This is a genomic window from Anaerophaga thermohalophila str. Valhall (assembly GCF_000250735.1).
Classification (GTDB): Bacteria; Bacteroidota; Bacteroidia; order Bacteroidales; family Marinilabiliaceae; genus Anaerophaga; species Anaerophaga thermohalophila_A.
The window spans coordinates 1-18,809 of sequence record NZ_AHZV01000291.1 but is presented as its reverse complement, the minus strand read 5'-3'; the positions used below and the strand labels follow the sequence as shown (position 1 = coordinate 18,809).

17 protein-coding genes are annotated in these 18,809 nt (G+C 42.4%); 7 read left to right on the top strand and 10 right to left on the bottom strand.

The features are described 5' to 3' along the window. Window positions 1-10: 10 nt before the first annotated feature. Together meaB and OQ5_RS0115095 are read right to left on the bottom strand one after the other, a co-directional pair. Window positions 11-1,126: a methylmalonyl Co-A mutase-associated GTPase MeaB gene (gene meaB, locus OQ5_RS0115100; protein ID WP_016778285.1), complete on the bottom strand. Its 1,116-nt coding sequence runs from the start codon at window positions 1,124-1,126 to the stop codon at window positions 11-13. 506 nt (window positions 1,127-1,632) lie between these two features. Next, complete coding sequence (locus OQ5_RS0115095) at window positions 1,633-2,724, bottom strand: DUF1573 domain-containing protein (protein WP_016778284.1); 1,092 nt, start codon at window positions 2,722-2,724, stop codon at window positions 1,633-1,635. A 604-nt stretch (window positions 2,725-3,328) separates the two neighbouring features. On the opposite strand from OQ5_RS0115095, the gene OQ5_RS0115090 reads away from it, so the two are divergent. Beyond that, window positions 3,329-4,522 (top strand): M20 metallopeptidase family protein, encoded by a 1,194-nt coding sequence (locus tag OQ5_RS0115090; protein WP_026055323.1) that lies wholly within the window; start codon window positions 3,329-3,331, stop codon window positions 4,520-4,522. 201 nt (window positions 4,523-4,723) lie between these two features. After that, the gene (locus tag OQ5_RS0115085; protein ID WP_016778282.1) at window positions 4,724-5,428 is read left to right on the top strand and encodes a Crp/Fnr family transcriptional regulator; all 705 of its coding nucleotides are present in this window, start codon (window positions 4,724-4,726) and stop codon (window positions 5,426-5,428) included. 467 nt (window positions 5,429-5,895) lie between these two features. On the opposite strand, the gene alr is transcribed toward OQ5_RS0115085, so the two are convergent. From alr to OQ5_RS0115075, 3 genes are read right to left on the bottom strand one after another with little or no spacing between them, the layout of a single operon-like run. Further along, complete coding sequence (gene alr, locus OQ5_RS21300) at window positions 5,896-7,500, bottom strand: alanine racemase (RefSeq protein WP_255297574.1); 1,605 nt, start codon at window positions 7,498-7,500, stop codon at window positions 5,896-5,898. Continuing rightward, window positions 7,413-8,360 carry a Mur ligase family protein gene (locus OQ5_RS24880; RefSeq protein ID WP_255297573.1) on the bottom strand — a complete coding sequence of 316 codons (948 nt, stop codon included), beginning with the start codon at window positions 8,358-8,360 and terminating at the stop codon, window positions 7,413-7,415. The genes alr and OQ5_RS24880 overlap by 88 nt, the downstream gene beginning before the upstream one ends. Next, on the bottom strand, window positions 8,357-8,935 hold the full coding sequence (locus OQ5_RS0115075) for a thymidine kinase (RefSeq protein ID WP_016778280.1): 579 nt from the start codon (window positions 8,933-8,935) through the stop codon (window positions 8,357-8,359). The genes OQ5_RS24880 and OQ5_RS0115075 overlap by 4 nt, the downstream gene beginning before the upstream one ends. A gap of 73 nt (window positions 8,936-9,008) precedes the next feature. Between OQ5_RS0115075 and OQ5_RS0115070 the strand changes: the two genes are divergently transcribed. The 5 genes from OQ5_RS0115070 to OQ5_RS0115050 all read left to right on the top strand — a co-directional run bounded on the left by OQ5_RS0115070 (window position 9,009) and on the right by OQ5_RS0115050 (window position 12,597). Beyond that, window positions 9,009-9,596, top strand: a complete 588-nt coding sequence (locus OQ5_RS0115070; protein WP_016778279.1) for a hypothetical protein — start codon at window positions 9,009-9,011, stop codon at window positions 9,594-9,596. Window positions 9,597-9,607: 11 nt separating this feature from the next. Beyond that, on the top strand, window positions 9,608-9,913 hold the full coding sequence (locus OQ5_RS21295) for a hypothetical protein (RefSeq protein WP_016778278.1): 306 nt from the start codon (window positions 9,608-9,610) through the stop codon (window positions 9,911-9,913). Window positions 9,914-9,980: 67 nt separating this feature from the next. Then, window positions 9,981-10,682: a 16S rRNA (cytidine(1402)-2'-O)-methyltransferase gene (rsmI, locus tag OQ5_RS0115060; RefSeq protein WP_016778277.1), complete on the top strand. Its 702-nt coding sequence runs from the start codon at window positions 9,981-9,983 to the stop codon at window positions 10,680-10,682. A gap of 47 nt (window positions 10,683-10,729) precedes the next feature. Further along, window positions 10,730-11,611 carry a hypothetical protein gene (locus tag OQ5_RS0115055; protein WP_016778276.1) on the top strand — a complete coding sequence of 294 codons (882 nt, stop codon included), beginning with the start codon at window positions 10,730-10,732 and terminating at the stop codon, window positions 11,609-11,611. Window positions 11,612-11,904: 293 nt separating this feature from the next. Then, a complete protein-coding gene (locus OQ5_RS0115050; protein ID WP_016778275.1) occupies window positions 11,905-12,597 on the top strand; it encodes a YjjG family noncanonical pyrimidine nucleotidase in 693 nt (230 codons plus the stop codon). Window positions 12,598-12,604: 7 nt separating this feature from the next. Here the strand turns inward: OQ5_RS0115050 and OQ5_RS24875 are convergent, their stop codons facing one another. From OQ5_RS24875 to OQ5_RS0115030, 5 genes are all read right to left on the bottom strand, one after another. Beyond that, complete coding sequence (locus OQ5_RS24875) at window positions 12,605-13,393, bottom strand: DnaB-like helicase C-terminal domain-containing protein (RefSeq protein ID WP_255297572.1); 789 nt, start codon at window positions 13,391-13,393, stop codon at window positions 12,605-12,607. A gap of 19 nt (window positions 13,394-13,412) precedes the next feature. Further along, window positions 13,413-14,186, bottom strand: coding sequence for a replicative DNA helicase (locus tag OQ5_RS24870; protein ID WP_016778273.1), 774 nt, complete (start codon window positions 14,184-14,186; stop codon window positions 13,413-13,415). 225 nt (window positions 14,187-14,411) lie between these two features. Then, complete coding sequence (locus tag OQ5_RS0115040) at window positions 14,412-15,410, bottom strand: glycoside hydrolase family 5 protein (protein WP_016778272.1); 999 nt, start codon at window positions 15,408-15,410, stop codon at window positions 14,412-14,414. Between the two features lie 338 nt (window positions 15,411-15,748). After that, window positions 15,749-16,543 (bottom strand): alpha/beta hydrolase-fold protein, encoded by a 795-nt coding sequence (locus tag OQ5_RS0115035; protein WP_016778271.1) that lies wholly within the window; start codon window positions 16,541-16,543, stop codon window positions 15,749-15,751. Window positions 16,544-16,653: 110 nt separating this feature from the next. Continuing rightward, a complete protein-coding gene (locus tag OQ5_RS0115030) occupies window positions 16,654-18,294 on the bottom strand; it encodes a sulfatase family protein (protein ID WP_016778270.1) in 1,641 nt (546 codons plus the stop codon). Between the last annotated feature and the right edge of the window lie 515 nt (window positions 18,295-18,809).

Sequence of the window (18,809 nt, the reverse complement as noted above, 5' to 3'; positions counted from 1 at the left end):
AAAATAATCATTATAGTTTTTCAAAGTATTTATTTAACAGCTCCCGTGCAGCAATAAAAGAACTTGTTTCGTCGTTGAGCACCTTTTGCTCGTATTTTTTCAGTTCGTTCCTGATTTTGGGATGCTGATAGAAACTATTCTTCAGTTGTTCGTTTATGGTTTCAAACATCCAATATTTTGCCTGTTCCCTGCGGTTAACTTTAAAGAACCCGTTATTCTTTACCAGTTTCACGTATTCCATAATCATTTCCCAAATCTCCTTCACTCCCTGGTTTAAAAGAGAAGAGACAATTTCAACCCTGGGTGTCCATTCCGAACGCGCAGGCGGAAATAAATGAAGAGCATTTCTGTATTCGGTCTGAGCCAATTTTGCCTTTTGCAGGTTTTGCCCATCCGCCTTATTAATAGCAATGGCATCAGCCATTTCCATAATGCCTCTCTTTATTCCCTGCAGTTCATCACCTGCGCCTGCCAGCATCAGCAACAGGAAAAAATCAACCATGGAATGAACTGCCGTTTCTGACTGTCCGACACCAACTGTTTCAATAAAAATGGTATCGAACCCGGCTGCTTCACATAGAATAATCGTCTCCCTGGTTTTTCGGGCAACACCCCCCAAAGAACCAGCCGAGGGTGAGGGACGAATGTACGCATTTTTTTCGGCCGACAATTTTTCCATGCGTGTTTTATCGCCCAAAATGCTCCCCATCGAACGTTCACTACTGGGGTCAATCGCCAATACAGCTAATTTACCGCCGGCGCCAAGAATATGCATACCCAGTGCCTCAATAAAAGTACTTTTTCCGGCTCCGGGAACACCTGTAATACCAACTCTTATCGATCGGCCAGCGTGCGGTACACACCGTTCTATGATTTGCTGGGCTATTTCCTGATGCTCGGCTTTATTACTTTCAATCATTGTAACAGCGCGGCTCAGGATGGTCACGTCGCCTTTCAGAATTCCCTCCACATATTGTTCTACTGACAATTTTGATCGCTTCCTTCCCAAAAAGCGACGGGCCGCATCGGGATTAACAGAAGGAAGGCTTTCTACGCCTTTATTGACATTAAGTCCCTTATATGAAGGATCGTTTTCTATATGTTTGTATCCATCCCGGATATTCATCAGTATAAAATTAGTCTAAGTTATTGGTCTGATGGAACTCGCATGATTGAAGGTTATACATGTTCTTTAGTGACAAACCCTGTCATGCTCGTTTCATCAGTATAAAATTTACTTAAGTTATTGGCCTAATCAAACTCGCATGCAAAACTTTCAATTGTTAAGTTGTTAATGTTGTTAGAGTGTTATATGTTTTATCACATCCTCTAACAGTCTAACAATCTATGCTCCATGCCCTGTGCTTCATGCTACCATCCTGCCCTTTTACCCTCTTACCTTTACTCCTTGCCCAATGCTCTATACACTATTCCCGTGCTTCTGCCTGTCAAACTTCTGCCTGTTGATTACTTATATCTAAAAATCTAATGATCTACTATGGCAATCTTTCCCATGCTCGTCTCAAATTTAATTTTAAGGGGTAATGGAACACTTCCCGATTTTTCGGGACTCGTTTCATCATCCAAATAAAATAAAAATTGTATTCAACTCCACGCATCTGCGCAACAAAACTACCTAACAACCGTTCCGCTCAATCTCAACAACAATGTACTTCGCTTTGGATCGTTTGAGTAAACCGTTACGGATTTGTTTTGACGCCCACTCATCCCTCTCGAATTGAATTGTGCCACAATTTTGGTACTTTCGCCCGGGCTAATAACAGTTTTGTCAGGCTGGATGGCGGTACAACCACATGAAGCTCTGATTTTACGAAGAATAAGATTCGATTTCCCCTTGTTGGTGACAATAAAAGCATGCGAAACTTTTTCACCCTGCTTTATCTCGCCAAAATCGAAAACTCTGTCGTCTATCTCAATAACTGGTGCATTGGCCATTTGTTCTTCCGACCATTTAGAATAATCTTCTTCAATGGTTGCACTAACACTTAATCTGTTTCTATGATTAGATTCCCCGTTCATCTTCAGATAAACCTGGTCGACAACAAATCCCCAATCGTCTTTAACCTCAGCATCGTAAGTAGCAACAATTTTACCCTTCTGATCAGGTTCAAGTGTTTCCGGCTCCATTCTGATCTTTAAATGTTCAGGTACCCGCTCGAACTCAATTTTCACAGGACTGTCAGATGTATTGATCATTTCCAGCTCTTCGGTTTTTACTTCTTCGGGAGCTATGCGTGTAAAGGACAAATGAGCTGTTTTTAAACGGACAGGCCCAATTGCCCGTGGATATATATCCTCAATGGTTTTTTCCCGGGGAAGTACCTTTCCGGTTATTCTCAGAACGATGGTTGACGCCTCCCCGTTCGTGTAAACTATTATCGATTTGTTAAAGTTTCCTGGACGATTGCGCGGATCGAAAGTTACCTTAACGTAGCCCGATTTTCCCGGCTGCACCGGTTGACGTGTCCAGTCAGGACTTGTACAACCACAGGAAGCCCTTACGTTATGAACAATCAGAGGCTGTTCCCCTGTATTTTTAAAGTTAAATGTATGGGTCACCTTGCCCTTGTCTTCCTTTATTTCTCCAAAATCAAAAATCTTCTCTTCAAATTCAGCATTTGGTTTGGATGGCTGGCCAAAGGCTGTAACACCCAAAGTCCCCAGCATCAAAATCAAAAAAAGCTTATTCATTTTCATATTCATCAGTATAAAATTAGTCTAAGTTATTGGTCTGATGGAACTCGCATGATTGGAGTTTATACATGTTCTCTTGTGACAAACCTTGTCATGCTCGTTTCATTAGTATATAATTTACTTAAGTTATTGGCCTGATGGAACTCGTCCCGATTTTTCGGGACTCGCTTTAAGAGTCAGACTCAATGATTATCTACAAAGCTAACAATATTTTTATTTCTCCATATTTTTCTAAAATCATGCCAGAATCTTCCGTCTTAAAGTGAAATATTTCAATACAACCTGATTTCCGCAAGGATTTTAGTTTTCTTGCTTAACCATGAGTCAGGCACTTTTACTTCCTCACATAAAGCACTATCTTTGCTTTTCGCCCTGACGGAACAAATCCATGGGCCAGTTTTTTAATACCGGCGTCGCTTCAAAGATATATTCAAAGATATACGCCAGTGTTGACAAAGATATATGAATGAGTGCGGTATAAAAAGCATACTTTTGTTAAAATCAAGGCGTTTTAAATTTTTGTACCGGAGTTAACTCGTTGTTAATGACGATGCAAAAATTTAAAACAACACAGAGTTTGGCAACAAAGATGCTTTTTAGATCGGGCTCATATATGAATACAACAGACATGGAAGAGATAAAAAATCGAATCAAAGAACTGACAAAAAAACATCTTGAACAAATCATCAAAGACAGACGATACCTTCATCAGCACCCCGAATTGTCGTTCGAAGAGTTTAATACATCAGCATATATAGCCTCCCGGTTAAAAGAAATGGGTATTCCTTTCCGCGACAAAGTTGCGGGAACAGGAATCATAGCTACCTTAAAAGGGAAAAGTGAGGGCAAAGTAATTGCACTAAGGGCCGATATGGATGCCCTCCCCATTCAGGAAGAAACCGGCCTCCCTTTTGCTTCGGCTAACAAAGGCATCATGCATGCCTGCGGACACGATGCTCACAGTGCCGTTTTACTTGGTGTTGCGCATATTTTAAATCATCTGAAAGAAAAGTGGGATGGAACCGTTTTACTGATATTTCAGCCGGGAGAGGAAAAATTCCCGGGCGGTGCCAGCTTGTTGCTTAAAGAGGGTGCCCTTGATCATCCCAGGCCCGGGCTTGTCATTGGGCAACATGTATTGCCGGATATGCCGGCCGGGCATGTGGGTTTTAAACCGGGCATGTACATGGCTTCGGGCGATGAAGTCTATCTTACCGTTCACGGACAGGGCGGACATGCAGCTTTGCCACATACACTTAACGATACCATCTTAATCGCCTCCCACATTATCGTGGCCCTGCAGCAAATAGTATCGCGCATGGTACCGGCCAATATTCCAACAGTGCTTTCCTTTGGCCGTATTGAAGGTTTGGGAGCAACCAATATTATTCCCGAAAAAGTTGAGATTGCCGGCACTTTACGTACCATGAACGAAACATGGAGAGAAAAAATTCAGGAACTCATAAGAAAAATTGCAGAAGGAACCGCCACCTCAATGGGAGCTCATTGCGCGGTGGACATCAAGCACGGCTATCCGGTGGTGCATAACCACGAAGAATCCACAAAAAAGGCAATTTCACTGGCCAAAAATTTTCTCGATGAAGAAAGTGTTAAAGATATGGACATACGCATGACGGCCGAAGATTTCGGCTATTACACGCATCAATTCCCTTCGGTTTTTTACCGCTTTGGTGTAAAACAGAGAACAGGGAAAACAGGTGCTTTGCATACTCCGCAATTTAACCTCAACGAAGAAGCCATGGAAACTGCCACCGGACTTCTGGCATGGTTGGCGGTCAACTTTTAGATGAATCCGTTACTCAACAGAAAGTCAGATTTTTAGATTTAAGATACAAGACAAATCTCATGGTGCTGATGATTTGCTTTTTAAGTCATAAATGCTTCTTATAGAGCAGACTTAATCATTATCAATTTTTAACCTTTAACAATCACTGTTTTTTATAACTTTGTATGTTTTACAACATTGTTATAGAACATAAACGGGAAAATGGGGACAAAAAAAGGGACACTTCGCGAACCTACCATCAAAGACATACCTCAACTATATGATGTCTTAACACCGGAAGAGCAGGAATATCTATTGGCCAACCATACAACCATCAAATACCGAAAAAACCAGATCATCTACCAGGAAGGAGAGCGGCCTACAGGTTTGCTCTGCATTGGTTCCGGTAAGGTCAAAATTTACAAGGAAGGCATGATGGGACGCGAACAGATAGTCAGGATGGCCAGCGGACCTGGATTTATCGGTTACCGTGCCCTTTTTGCAGACGAACGTCACATTGCATCGGCCGTGGTTTTTGAGCCCTGCGTGATCTTTCATGTGGCAAAAGATGTTATCATGAAGCTGATGAAATCGAACAACGACCTGTGCATGAACATTATCAAATCGTTTGCCACAGAACTTGGATTTGCCAGGTTCCGAACCGTCTCTCTTACACAAAAACACATTCGTGGCCGCCTGGCCGAAAGCCTTCTTGTTTTGCGCGATATATACGGCTACGAAGAAGACAATTGCACGTTAAGCATCTATTTGTCGCGCGAAGATCTGGCCAACTTTTCGAATATGACGGCATCAAATGCCATCCGAACCCTGACAGCCTTTGCAAAAGAAAAATTACTGACGGTTGATGGCCGCATTATTCGTATTCTCGATGAACAAAAACTGGAAAGAATATCAAGATTGGGCTGATTTAATAGATGGTTAGATTATTAGATGTTAGATTGTTAGATTGTTAGTACCTTATCTCTAATTTTGTTGTATTTTTTGGCAAAATATTTTTTAAAACTTTCTGTAGCTCTTTATTGGCAAGTATTACAGAAGAGAATATTTTTATTCATTTTTGAATGACCTCTTTGTTTCTGGCTTGTCCAGATTAGGTCATTGGTCATTATTGATCATTGATAATTGGTCATTGATAATTGGTCATTGATAATTGATATTAATGCTCTGTCACCGCTCCGCGGTTTTAGTATTTTTAACCCTATATCAGCAGCTAATAGCCGCAGAGCGGCGACAGAACGGTAGAATTATGTAAAAAAACAAAAAGCTGCGGAGCTGCGACAGATAATGTATAAATTTGTTTGGTTCTGGCTTTTCCAGGTTAGAGTTTTTACCTGACTATTGTTGTTTGAAAACCAGGACAAACAATGGCAAGGTTATTCCCTGTAATAGACTCTCGCTACACGCCGTGAAATACTTGTCAGAATTTCATAAGGGATCGTATCCAGCTGACGCGCAAGATTGGTAAGCGGATAATCATCGCCAAACACGATAACTTCATCTCCCTCTTCGGCATTTATATCGGTAAGATCGATCATACACATATCCATACAGATGTTTCCCACAATAGAAGCCAGTCTGCCATTGACCATCATTTTTCCGCGCCGGTTACTCAAATGGCGGTTCAACCCGTCGGCATAACCAACGGGAACAATTCCGATCCTCCCGTCGCGCATCAGTGACCCTGCCCGGTTATAACCTATTGTATCATAGGCAGCCACAGGTTTTATCTGGGAAATATATGATTTCAAAGTCACTACATTTTGCAAATCTTCAATCTCTCCTGCGCCAAAGCCATAGAGTCCTATCCCGAGTCGTACCATATCGAACTGCGCTTTGGGGAAACGCTCTATGCCGCCACTGTTAAGAATGTGCATCCAGAAATCCGTATTCAACGCAATTTTGATTTTCCCGCATATCTGTTTAAACAACGAAATCTGACGCCAGGTAAATGCATCATGAGTTTCATCATCGCTTCCTGCCAGATGAGAAAACACCGATTTCACTTTCAGGGAAGGCATTTTTTTAAGTCGCGATACAAGTTCGTCGATCTCACTGTCCAGGAATCCCATGCGATTCATCCCCGTATCGATTTTAATATGCACCGGTACCTGACCTGCTTCTGTCGCTGCAACAGAATAAAACGCTTCCAGAACCCTGAAATTATATATCTCGGGTTCCAGATTGTATTCGAGCATTTGTCCGAAGCTCTTTTCTTCAGGGTTCATCACAATTATCGGGATGCTAATTCCGGCTCTCCTCAGTTCCATTCCCTCATCGGCAAAGGCTACTCCCAGATAGTCCACGTTCTGGTGTTGGAGGGCAGATGCAATCTCGTAAGAACCGCTTCCGTAAGAAAAGGCTTTTACCATTGCAAGAACCCTGGTTTCACGATTCAACAGACGGCGGTATTGGTTCAAATTATGTATCAGGGCATCCAGATTAATTTCCATAACAGTAGCATGACGCTTCAGTTCCAACCACTGAATGATGCGTTCAAACGAAAACCGTCGCGAACCCTTTACAAGTATCGCCTCGCTACTGAAATGAAAAGACGGAAGGACATTCAACAATTCACCTGTTGTTTCAAAAAAGCTGGCATCGCCTCCAAACAAATCGGAATGTCGTAACAATGCGGGCCCCACACCAATAAACCGGTCAATCCCCTTTTCATTTATCAGCCCGGCAACAAGCGGATAAAGCTCATCCTCGGGCAAACCTGTTTGAAGGAGATCGGAGAGAATAACAGTTCTGCTGATTCCCTTTTTTCTGCTTTGCTGTGCAAGGAAGTCAAGAGCCATTTCAAGTGAAGTAACATCGGCATTATAGGTGTCGTTGATAAGAAGATTATGATTGATGCCTTCTTTTTGCTCGAGCCGCATGGCAACAGGCATTAATGATGCTGCCCTTTCGGAGATAACATCGGGAGAATATCCCCGGTGTAAAAGAAACAGGGCGACGGGAAGAATATTTTTCCACACTCACTCTGTCTGTAAAAGGTATTTCCAAACAAAAAAGTTGTGTCACCATATTTCAGTGTCAACTTTTTATGATCATCCAGGTCGGTTTCTTCTAATAACTGAAGGGTTACGCCATCGCTCCGCCCCCATGAGAGCAATTGCTTTTCGGGATAACATCGCCTGATGGTCTCATCCACCAAGGGCTGATCGGCACCGTAAAAGATAGTGGCGACATTCTTAAACAGAACCAGTTTCTCCTTCAGCTTTTCTTCCAGCGAGGAAAAATTCTCCTGATGAGCCTGTCCCAGTGTTGTAAACAATCCCATCCCGGGGCGAATGATATTCTCCAGTCGTTCCATCTCGCCAGGTTGAGAAATGCCCGCCTCAAATATTCCAATTTCAGATTGAGCATTCAGCTGCCAGAGGGAAAGCGGAACTCCAACCTGACTATTGTAGCTGCGTGGAGACCTTGCCACAAAAATATCGTTGCCTGTCATTTGCGTAATCCACTCTTTAACGATGGTCTTTCCGTTGCTACCGGTAATAGCCAACACGGGAATTGTAAACTGCCGGCGGTGGTATGCCGCTACATCCTGCAATGCTTTTAACACATCCGGGACTTCAATCCAATTGGCGCGTTCTTTCAGATCGGAAGGAATTTTTCCTTCTTCCACAACAAAATTACTTACTCCTCTCTCGAAAAGCTGGCGGAGGAATTGATGACCGTCGTGCCTGCTTCCTTTCAATGCAAAAAACAAGCCTTCGGAAGCTTCGTAAACAGAACGGCTGTCGATAAACAACCTTGAAATCCGGGATTCAACGTTCATCGACAATCTGCCTTGACATGCTTCCTCAATTTGCCGGGGGGAGTATGTAATCATTTCTTAAGATATTTTTGATAACAAGCTCTGCAAACAGCCTCATAAGCTTCGTCGGCACCCACTTCCACCAGCTTGTCACTGGAAGTTTTGCGTAAAGAATATTGAGCCAGATCGCCACAATGCATACAAATGGCATGAACCTTTGTTACATATTCGGCGCTGGCCAATAAAGCAGGCATCGGCCCGAAAGGGTTTCCCCTAAAGTCCATATCAAGACCCGCTACAATTACCCTGATGCCCTGATTGGCCAATTGGTTGCAAACGCTTGTGAGGCCGTTATCGAAGAATTGCGCTTCATCGATTCCCACCACGTCTACATCGCTGCTCAAGAACAAAATATTACCGGAACTTTCGACAGGTGTGGAACGAATACTATTAGCATCGTGCGATACCACTTCTTCGTCGCTATACCGGTTGTCAATTAAAGGTTTAAATATCTCGACACGCTGACGGGCAATACGCGCACGCCGAAGCCGTCGAAGCAACTCCTCGGTTTTACCCGAAAACATTGAACCGGCAATAACTTCTATCCATCCGCGTTTTTCTGATTTATCAACCTTGTTTTCAAGAAACATTAAAAGAAAAATTTATTTTAGCATTGCAATCACTACATTTGCAAATGTAACGAAAAATGGGCCTCAAGCTATTATGGAAAAAGATGCTCTTATAGAAATCATTCTTCATGACCTGAACGAAGTTGAAACACTGGTAAAATCATTTAAAGGGGAAACCTCTGTTTCAAAGGCATTCTACCGTCTTACCCGAAACAAACTAAACAGTGTTTTTGAAGAAATTGAGATGCTGGAAGAGATTGCCGGTTCGTCTTCGGAAACAACAAAAACTTCATCCAAATATACAGAAAAAAAGGAACAGGATTATTTTGATGTTGAAGAAAATACAACAAACGCAAAGACGAACAACTCGGCAAATAAAGAAGAAATTTCAGATGCACCATCAGAAGACAAGAATGCAGAAAAGTTAAATACATCTGAAAAATTTGTGCCGCAACCTTCTTCACCGGAAGAAAAAAAGGCAAAAGAACCTGTTTCTGATAATGTGACAGAAGAACAGCTGCAAAAAAATACAGCACCTGCTGAAAAGAGGCAGACACAAGACAAAGAACATAACGAAAAAGCGTTATATAAATCAGAAAAAAGCCGCCCCGAAACACAACAACAAAGGAACGATAACGTTATTCATCCGGGGAAAGAACAAAAAAAGACAATAAAGTATTAGGGGAAAAACTGGTGACCAACAAAGCTTCCTTTAATGAGCATATTGCCAGAAAACAACCCGAAAACAAGAAAAAACGTTCTTTAACATCACCTCCCATCAGTGATATCAGGAAAGCCCTGGGAATAAACGACCGCTTCTTTTTTCAGCGGGAATTGTTTGGCGGAAATGGCGATCTGATGAACCAGACACTCGATCAACTTAACCAGATGAACGGCATCGATGATGCGAGGAACTTCCTGTTGGCCAATTTCAGCTGGGATTCCGAAAACGAGGCTGTTATTCGTTTCATGGAACTGGTCGAACGCAGGTTTCTATAAAAAATCATAAAGCAAGGTAATCATTCGCTAAAGCTATGGATTACAAAAAATACACAAAACAATAAAAATGCCGGGTGAAAATCCAACAAACGCAAAAACAGGAAAACTTTTCGTTGTCCCTACTCCCATCGGTAACCTGGAGGACATAACATTCAGGGCGGTTCGAATCCTGAAAGAAGTTGATTTTATTCTTGCAGAGGACACCCGTATATCAGGCAAATTATTGAAATATTACAGCATAGAAACCAGGATGTATGCCCATCATAAGTTTAACGAACACACAGCCACAGAAAAAGTAACACAACGTTTGTTAAATGGTGAAACAGCAGCCCTGATCTCCGATGCCGGTACACCTGCCATATCAGACCCCGGATATCTGGTGGTTAAAAAATGCATCGATGCCGGAATCGGGGTGGAATGTTTGCCCGGTGCCACAGCTTTCGTGCCGGCTCTGGTAACAGCCGGATTACCAAACGACCGGTTTTGTTTCGAAGGATTCCTCCCGGTTAAAAAAGGGCGACAAACACGACTCGAGTCACTTGCCAACGAAGCAAGGACAATGATATTTTACGAATCGCCGCACCGGCTGGTAAAAACACTGAAACAACTCGGAGAAAAACTCGGCCATAACAGAGAAGCGGCAGTTTGCAGGGAGATTAGTAAAATACATGAAGAGACCCGGCGTGGTGGTCTTGAAGAACTGGAAAAACACTACAACTCGCACCCGCCAAAGGGAGAAATTGTTTTGATTGTAAGCGGAACGAAATAGCTAAATTTAAATGAGTATCTTAAATTTACTCTAAAATCTATAATCTAATGAACGCCATGAAGAAAACATTGCTAATAGTTCTGACCTTGCCGCTGCTTTGGCAATGTCAGCAAGGGCCCAGCCGGGAAGAGTTAATAGAACAAAAAGATTCGCTGGCAAAGATGGCTGCATTGAAAGACACCCAAATGAATCAGATGGTGAACACGATTGGTGAAATTGAGGCCACCCTGAGGGTAATCAAAGAAAAAGAAAAAATTATTGCCCTGAAAGCCAGGGAAGGTGAAACCGAAGGCGATGCTGCTGAGCAAATCAATGAAGACATTCGTCTGATCTATGATCTGATGGTTCAAAACAAAGAACGAATTGAATCGCTGGAACAGCAACTGAAACGTTCGGGCATCGAAACCAACCGCCTGAAAAAACTGGTAGAAAGCTTGCAACAAGAATTGCAGGAAAAAAATCAGGAGATAAAAGAACTAAACGAGCTGCTGAAAGAAAAGAATGCCGAGATTGATGACATGAACTATGCTCTGACCGATATGGAGATAGCTCTTGACTCCATTAAAGAGGTCAACGCACAAACCAGGGCACAGCTTGAAGCAACCAAAGACGATATGTACAAAGGCTATTATGCCATTGGCACAAGGAGCGAACTGAAAGAAAAAGACATCATCGATTATGAAGGATTTTTGTTTTTTGGAAAAACACAATTGTTGAAGGACAACTTTGAAAAAGCCTACTTTGCCGAAATTGATACCCGAACCACCGACAGTATTGAGCTTTTCCAAACCAATGTAAAAATTCTCACCTCCCATCCTGAAGATTCATACAAATTGAATGAACAGGAAAACGGGAACCAGGTTTTGGTAATTGATGACAAAGAAGGTTTCTGGAGTATTTCTAAATATCTTGTTGTTCAGGCTAAATAGTTTCCGTCTATAAATTACGCTAAAGTTGTTTCTGATCATGTGTCTGTTCAGAAAGTGTCATTTACAAGGCTTGCGAAGTCCGAAAATACGGAGTTTACTCATCGTAAATGAGTAATTTTCGGAAGAGCGTAACGCAGTAAATGGCACCTTATGGACAGACACTAAATAGTGCGTGTCTATAAACTTGCAAAAATTTTCACAATATGTGTGTCGGATAACCGAATACAATATAAACCACGGCCCCTCGGAAATTTTTTTCTGCAGGGGCCGGATCATTTTAAACAAATTTTGCAATGGCCTACAAACATCTCTTTTTTGATCTTGATCACACCATCTGGGATTTCCATACCAATCAGATTATTACGCTCAGGCAACTTTTTGAGCAATACAAGCTTGGAAAGTATTTCCGCGATTTTGACGATTTTTTTGAACAGTATATGCCCGTTAACCTTGGATTGTGGCATGACTATCAATATGGGCGCATTCCCAAAAGAGACGTGAAGGTAGGTCGGTTTTACAAAACTTTCCTGCAGGCAGGACTGGATGATATGAAGATCGCCGAAAAATTTGCCGACGACTTCGTACATGGTAATTCGCTTCAAACCAATGTTATCCCACATACTTTCGAAGTTCTTGACTACCTGAAAAGAAAGAAATATCACCTGTATATTATTACCAACGGATTCAGAGAAGCACAGCACACAAAAATGGAGCGCAGCGGTTTAACACCCTATTTTGAAAAAACTTTCATATCTGAAGACATCGGGGCAAGTAAACCTCATCGCCGCTTTTTTGAACATGCCATAAAAAGTGTTAATGCAAAAAAGACTGAAAGTCTGGTAATTGGTGACAGTCTTGAAAACGACATCAAAGGGGCGCGCGAATTCGGCCTCGATCATGTATTTTTCAATCCGGAAGGGACCCCTCATAAAGAAAAGGTATTCAAAGAAATAAATTCCCTGAAAGAGCTGATGAATTGGCTTTAAAAATGCTTCAGAATGGCGCTTCTCTGTCAAAGCCCGAAGGTGGCGGAGAATCAAAACCACCTGATAAATTGTTGTTTCCTGTTGTTGCCTCCTCTTCTTCCTCGTTCATTTTGGAGCTGAATGTCATGGGCGAACCGGCAGCATTAGCTGTGTCATATCCCGTTCCGGCAGAGGGTAATCCCTGTAGTTCCGGGTCTTCGAAGCGTGCCAGTTCCTTACGGAAACGCAGGCGTACATCACCGGTTGCTCCGTTACGATGCTTTGCGATAATGATTTCGGCCATACCTTCAAGCGAATATCCGTCAGCATCCTGGAACATACCATAATACTCCGGCCGGTGAATAAACAACACCATATCGGCATCCTGTTCAATGGCTCCCGATTCACGAAGGTCGGCCAATTGCGGACGTTTCCCTTCGAGTCCCGAGCGGCTCTCTACGCCACGATTCAACTGTGACAATGCAAGAATTGGCACATCGAGTTCTTTGGCCAACCCTTTTAAAGAACGCGAAATCATACTCACCTCCTGTTCGCGGCTGCCTGGGTTCATACCGGAAGCACTCATCAGCTGCAGATAGTCAATAATAACAACTTGTATGTCGTGTTGTTTTTTTAACCGGCGACATTTTGCCCGCAACTCAAAGATGGTTAAACCCGGGGTGTCATCCACATAAATAGGTGCACCCATCAGCGCATGTATTTTTGAATCAAGCTGTTCCCATTCGAAAGGTGCCAGATTCCCGTTTTTAATTTTTTCACCGGGTATCTCCGTTTCGGAAACAATCAAACGGTTCACCAGCTGAATATTGGACATCTCAAGTGAAAAAAAGAGCCACAGGCTGTTGATGCGTAACAGCCATATTCCGTGCCATCGACAACACAAAAGCAGTCTTTCCCATGGCGGGACGTGCTGCAATGATAACCAGATCAGAAGCCTGCCATCCCGATGTAATCCGGTCGAGTGCGGTAAAACCCGAGGGAACTCCGCTCAATCCGTCTTTTCGTTTGCCGGCTTCACGAATCCGGTCAATCGATTCCTGAATTACCGGATCAATCTGGGTCACTTCCTTCTTCATTGTCCCCTGCGAAAGGAGGTAGAAGCTGTTCTCCGCTTCGTCCAGCAGATCATTTACATCAATGGATTCATCGTAAGACCGGGTTTGCAGATCGCTGGAAATACGTATCATCTCGCGCTGAAGATACTTCTGCCATATAATGCGCGCATGATATTCAATATGAGCGGCCGAAGCTACACGGCTGGTCAGTTGCGAAATATAAAATGCACCGCCAACCTCCTCCATCTTGTCCATCTTCTTTATCTCCTCGGTAACCGTGAGGATATCAATTGGCTGCTCATGAAAAAACAGATTTGAGATGGCCTGAAAAATATGCTGATGGGCTTCCTTATAGAAGCATTCGGGTTTCAGCAGTTCAGAAACTGCTATAAATGCATCCTTCTCCAGTAACAACGCCCCTAAAACGGCCTCCTCCAGCTCAATGGCCTGAGGCGGCATCTTCCCCATTTCGGCATCAATCTGTGCAGGTGTTTTCCGATTAGATTTGTTGTTCCCGTAATTTTTCTGAGCCATGTTAACCTGTTTTTTCCAAGGATGGAAGCAGTTAATAATTGTTAGTCAACGCATTGATTATTAGCTCATTCACAAACCAGAGCCAAAGAACAACAAAGTTAGGAAATTTTTTGGTGGAAACACAAATGACCAAACTCTAATAAACACAGTACCTTCAGGAGCCATTTGAATGCAACCGGTTGATAGCTGGAAAATTGTAGAATGTGTTAAAACTTATAACATTTCCTACCTCATCATTACCTTCTTAAAAAACTGTCCTGCACGGGTTGGCGTATAATCCCAGTCTTTGATAAGTTGAGGCGACCAGTCGGGGTCGAAAACCCAAACGACGTAAGATATCCCTTTTTCAGAAAAATAATCGGTTAATGTTTCTCCGTACTCTTCATCTCCAAGGCAAGGGATATGAGCCCCTTTCTGATCGGGATACATGTAGCCCACTTCGGTTGCTATGACCGGATAATTATCTGCCACAAAACCAAAATCACGCTCCCACTGGGGAACCCAGGGCTGTTCACGTTTCTGTGGATAAGGGTGACTGACATAAGCAATCCCTTCCACCGGCAACGGATCATTCATGACGGGAGTAAGATCATAGGCCCAGTTGAATCCGGCAACAAGAGGTACGGCATGCGGATTGTTGGCACGCACCACGGCAATAATGTCCACCAGAATATCGCTCCACTGCTCCCAGGTCAATGTTCCCAGTTCCCCATTGTAAGTGGTAGGCTCATTGAATATTTCATAAAGTGCAACAGCAGGTTCGTCTTTATATCTTCGACTAATGGTGTACCAGAAACGGTAAGTTTCGCGGATGGAAGTATCGTACATCTTATGCTGAAACAGTCCGGTGCGCAAATTACCAATGGAATGCCAATCGATAATTACATACAACCCGGCATCTTTGGCCCATTCAATACCCTGATCCAGCAATTCCAGATATTCATCCTGCCCCCTTTCACGCCAGGCAGCAGGGTGCACAGGCAAACGTACAATATTGGCACCCCAGGCGGCTACCTCATTGAAAATATCGGCTTTCCACTGCCCTTCTTTTACAAGGCGGTCGGGGTCTGCAATATTCAAACCCTTAAAAATAACAGTTTCGCCTGTTTCATTAACAAACTTATTGCCATCAACAGAGATGCGGGAAAATACATTTTCCTGAGCCGAAACCGAGGCGAATAATATCAGGAAAAATACATTCAGAAAAAAGAGCTTGGTTTTCATAGTATAAAATTTGTTTTTTAAAAGGTCGAATGCCTGCCGGAAGGCAGGACAGACAGGGAACTCGTCCCGATTTATCGGGACTCGTTTCATGGTTATAATTTGATAGATTTGATGAACATCTAATAAAATGATTCATATAATCTTGATATACTTCATTTTAACAAATACAACCTTTTAACCACAAGCAATTGGGTCGCTACGTATTGTAAAGGTTTAACGGATTGCTGACAAACAAAGTGTATCAAAAACACTTTATCAAATATAAACATTTTCTATCATAAAATGCGATAACCTTTTCAAAAAACATATCTTTAACCAGGAAAATCAATAATCAATTTTTATTTTTCAAAAGAGAACAACCACTTCAGCAATTCTGGTTCGCTGAAGGCAGCATCCCAGCTGTTATGATTGGCATAGGGATAAAATGTGTACCGGGTATCCACATTGCATTTCTTCAACACATCATATACCTGTCTTGAATAAATCGATGGTACCACATCATCCATTCCTCCATGAAAAAACCATACAGGCACATGACAATAGGTTTGAACCAGATCAGGGTTATGCCCCCCACAAACAGAAATAGCTGCAGCATATTTTTCCGGCCACCGATAAAGAAACTCAAGAACACCTATCCCTCCCATTGAAAGCCCAATGATATAAGCCCGTCTTGAATCTACCTGACCGGAAACCGTGAACTCTTGAACCAACTGATTCACCAACAATGAAGGCCAGGGAGCAGAATCTCCCAGAGGGAACCAAAACTCCCAAATTCCTTCGCTGTTTTGTTTCTTAACACGGTTGGTCCACATAATATCGGGCGGACACTGGGGAAAAATAACGATGACATCCTGTGTGGGAGTCCCATTCTCATCAACAAACAAGTCGGCTCCATGGATAAGTTGCCTTTCATTATCAAGTCCCCTTTCACCAGCTCCGTGCAAGAACAGCACCAGCGGATACTTTTTGTCCGGTATCATGTCTTTTGGATAAAGAATTCTGTATTTCAAGGTGTCACCATCCCGGAAATACTCTTTTCTTTGGTATTGGCTGTAAATATCCTGAGCTGAGACAGACCCGGTGCAGTCCAGAAGGACAAGAGCAATAAATAAAGTTTTCGATAGTCGTAGCATATTCTATTAAATCCAGTATTAATCTTTAAAGAGTGTCTGTCCATTAAGTGCCATTAACTGTGTTACGCTCGTCCGAAAATTACTCATTTATTGTAAAAATCTTTGTGAGCTCACGGACAAGTACTAATCAGACCCCGATCCTTATACTTTTGAATAAAATGCTGATCCAGCTCTTTTGAGTCGTTATACTTCTCCCTGAGTTCCTGAAGTTTCTCTTTCAGTTCTATTACCACCTGCTCATAAGCCGGATCGTCATAGACATTATTCAGTTCCATGGGATCGTTCCTGCGATCGTACAATTCCCACTCATCAATGTCGTAATAAAAATGGGCCAGCTTATAATCTTTGGTAACAATACCATAATGCCGCTTTACCATGTGGAAGCCGGGATATTCATAATAATGGTAATATACTGCATCGCGATCCCATTCTTCGAAGTTTCCTTCCAGTAAAGGCATGAGACTTTCTCCCTGCATGTCGTCGGGTGCCTCAATTCCGGCGGCTTCTAAGAATGTCTGGGCGAAGTCGAGGTTTTGCACCATTTCATCTGTCGCAGAGCCAGGCTCTATTTTTTCTGGCCACCTGATCAGCAATGGTGTTCTGAACGATTCTTCGTAAATAAAACGCTTGTCGAACCAGCCATGCTCACCCAGGTAAAATCCCTGGTCGGATGTATAAACCACTATAGTGTTTTCACTAAGACCGTTTTCATCGAGGTAATCGAGCACACGTCCCACATTCTCGTCGACAGAAGCAATACATGCCAGGTAATCCTGCATATACCGCTGATATTTCCACCGCATGAAAGCAGAGTCGTTCATGCTTGGGTACATCTTCTTAAATTCCTCGTTTACGGGGCCATACACAGCATCCCACTGTTCTCTTTGTGCTTCGGTAAAACGGTCATATTTGCTTTTAAAAACATTAAATCCCCATTCGTTCATTTCTTCAATTCCCAGGTCTTTTGCCACCTCAGGATAAATTTTGTTGTCAGCAGAAATGGTCATGTGTTTCAGCAGATTCATTTCAGCTTCGCGTGCGGCAGTCCCTCTTCCTTCATAGTCATCGAAAAGTGTCTCGGGCTCGGGAAATGTGCGCCTGGTAAATTCTTTGTAATGACGTGGGGCAGGAAACCATTCACGATGCGGAGCTTTGTGCAGATAAAACAACATGAACGGGTCTTCTTCCCTCCGACGGTTCTCCAGCCAGTCGAGTGTTAAATCAGTAATAATATCGGTCACATACCCCTGAATGGTAGTATCGCCATTATTGGTGATAAATTCAGGATTGTAGTAATCTCCCTGTCCCGGAAGAATCTTAAATTCGTCAAAACCTTTGGGATTGTTCCCAAAATGAAGCTTGCCGAACATGGCTGTCTGATAACCTTGCTCGTGCAAGATTTGCGGAAATGTTATATTAGTGGTATCAAAAGGAAAGATGTTATCGATTTTCCCGTGAATGTGCGTATGCTTACCTGTCAGAATAGTGGCCCTTGAAGGCGCACAAATAGAATTGGTCACCGATGCATTGGTAAAAAGCATGCCTTCCCTTGCAAGTCGGTCAATATTCGGTGTTTCAATCAGCTTATTGCTGTAGGCACTAATGGCCTGATAGGCATGATCATCAGACATAATGAAGACAATATTAGGCCTTTCGTCCTGTTTTTCAGCTTTGCTACATGAAACGGCCAGGGAACAGAGTATCCCTGTTGAAGCCATAATACCTGCTCGCGATAAAGAATTTATTTTCATGGGTATACAATTTATTTAATGCGTGTCTATACAATAGATCGTTAGATCGTTAGATTTTTAGATGCAAGATACAAGATATAAGATGATTTTTATATCGTTGAAAATATGCACTTTAGCAAACATCACGCTTTAATCACAAGCAATTGCTTTGCAGCGTATTACAAAAATTTATAAACACTCATAAAAATTTTACAATATGCATGTCTGCCCAGAAAGTGCCGGTTGCAAGGCTTGCGAAGCCGCCAAAATTGCAGTTTACTTTTCGTAAATAAATATTTTGGCAGCAAACGTAACACAGACAAATGGTACTTTATGGTCAGACACTATTTAAATTATTAACCTAACCTGGACAGGCCAGAACCAAACAGGTCATTCAAAATTGAATAAAAATATTCCCTTCTGTAATGCTTTCCAATAAAGAGCTACAGAAAGTTTTAAAAAATATTTTGCCAAAAAATACAACAAAATTAGAGATAAGGTACTAATGGTACTCATATTTAAAGATTTTCACTGCT

What these genes read in the sequence shown, in the direction of transcription:
- meaB (WP_016778285.1), bottom strand. Translation starts at nt 1,126, where the DNA reads ATGAATATCCGGGATGGATACAAACATATAGAAAACGATCCTTCATAT.
- OQ5_RS0115095 (WP_016778284.1), bottom strand. Translation starts at nt 2,724, where the DNA reads ATGAATATGAAAATGAATAAGCTTTTTTTGATTTTGATGCTGGGGACT.
- OQ5_RS0115090 (WP_026055323.1), top strand. Translation starts at nt 3,329, where the DNA reads ATGAATACAACAGACATGGAAGAGATAAAAAATCGAATCAAAGAACTG.
- OQ5_RS0115085 (WP_016778282.1), top strand. Translation starts at nt 4,724, where the DNA reads ATGGGGACAAAAAAAGGGACACTTCGCGAACCTACCATCAAAGACATA.
- OQ5_RS24880 (WP_255297573.1), bottom strand. Translation starts at nt 8,360, where the DNA reads ATGATTACATACTCCCCCCGGCAAATTGAGGAAGCATGTCAAGGCAGA.
- OQ5_RS0115075 (WP_016778280.1), bottom strand. Translation starts at nt 8,935, where the DNA reads ATGTTTCTTGAAAACAAGGTTGATAAATCAGAAAAACGCGGATGGATA.
- OQ5_RS0115070 (WP_016778279.1), top strand. Translation starts at nt 9,009, where the DNA reads ATGGAAAAAGATGCTCTTATAGAAATCATTCTTCATGACCTGAACGAA.
- rsmI (WP_016778277.1), top strand. Translation starts at nt 9,981, where the DNA reads ATGCCGGGTGAAAATCCAACAAACGCAAAAACAGGAAAACTTTTCGTT.
- OQ5_RS0115055 (WP_016778276.1), top strand. Translation starts at nt 10,730, where the DNA reads ATGAACGCCATGAAGAAAACATTGCTAATAGTTCTGACCTTGCCGCTG.
- OQ5_RS0115050 (WP_016778275.1), top strand. Translation starts at nt 11,905, where the DNA reads ATGGCCTACAAACATCTCTTTTTTGATCTTGATCACACCATCTGGGAT.
- OQ5_RS24870 (WP_016778273.1), bottom strand. Translation starts at nt 14,186, where the DNA reads ATGGCTCAGAAAAATTACGGGAACAACAAATCTAATCGGAAAACACCT.
- OQ5_RS0115040 (WP_016778272.1), bottom strand. Translation starts at nt 15,410, where the DNA reads ATGAAAACCAAGCTCTTTTTTCTGAATGTATTTTTCCTGATATTATTC.
- OQ5_RS0115035 (WP_016778271.1), bottom strand. Translation starts at nt 16,543, where the DNA reads ATGCTACGACTATCGAAAACTTTATTTATTGCTCTTGTCCTTCTGGAC.
- OQ5_RS0115030 (WP_016778270.1), bottom strand. Translation starts at nt 18,294, where the DNA reads ATGAAAATAAATTCTTTATCGCGAGCAGGTATTATGGCTTCAACAGGG.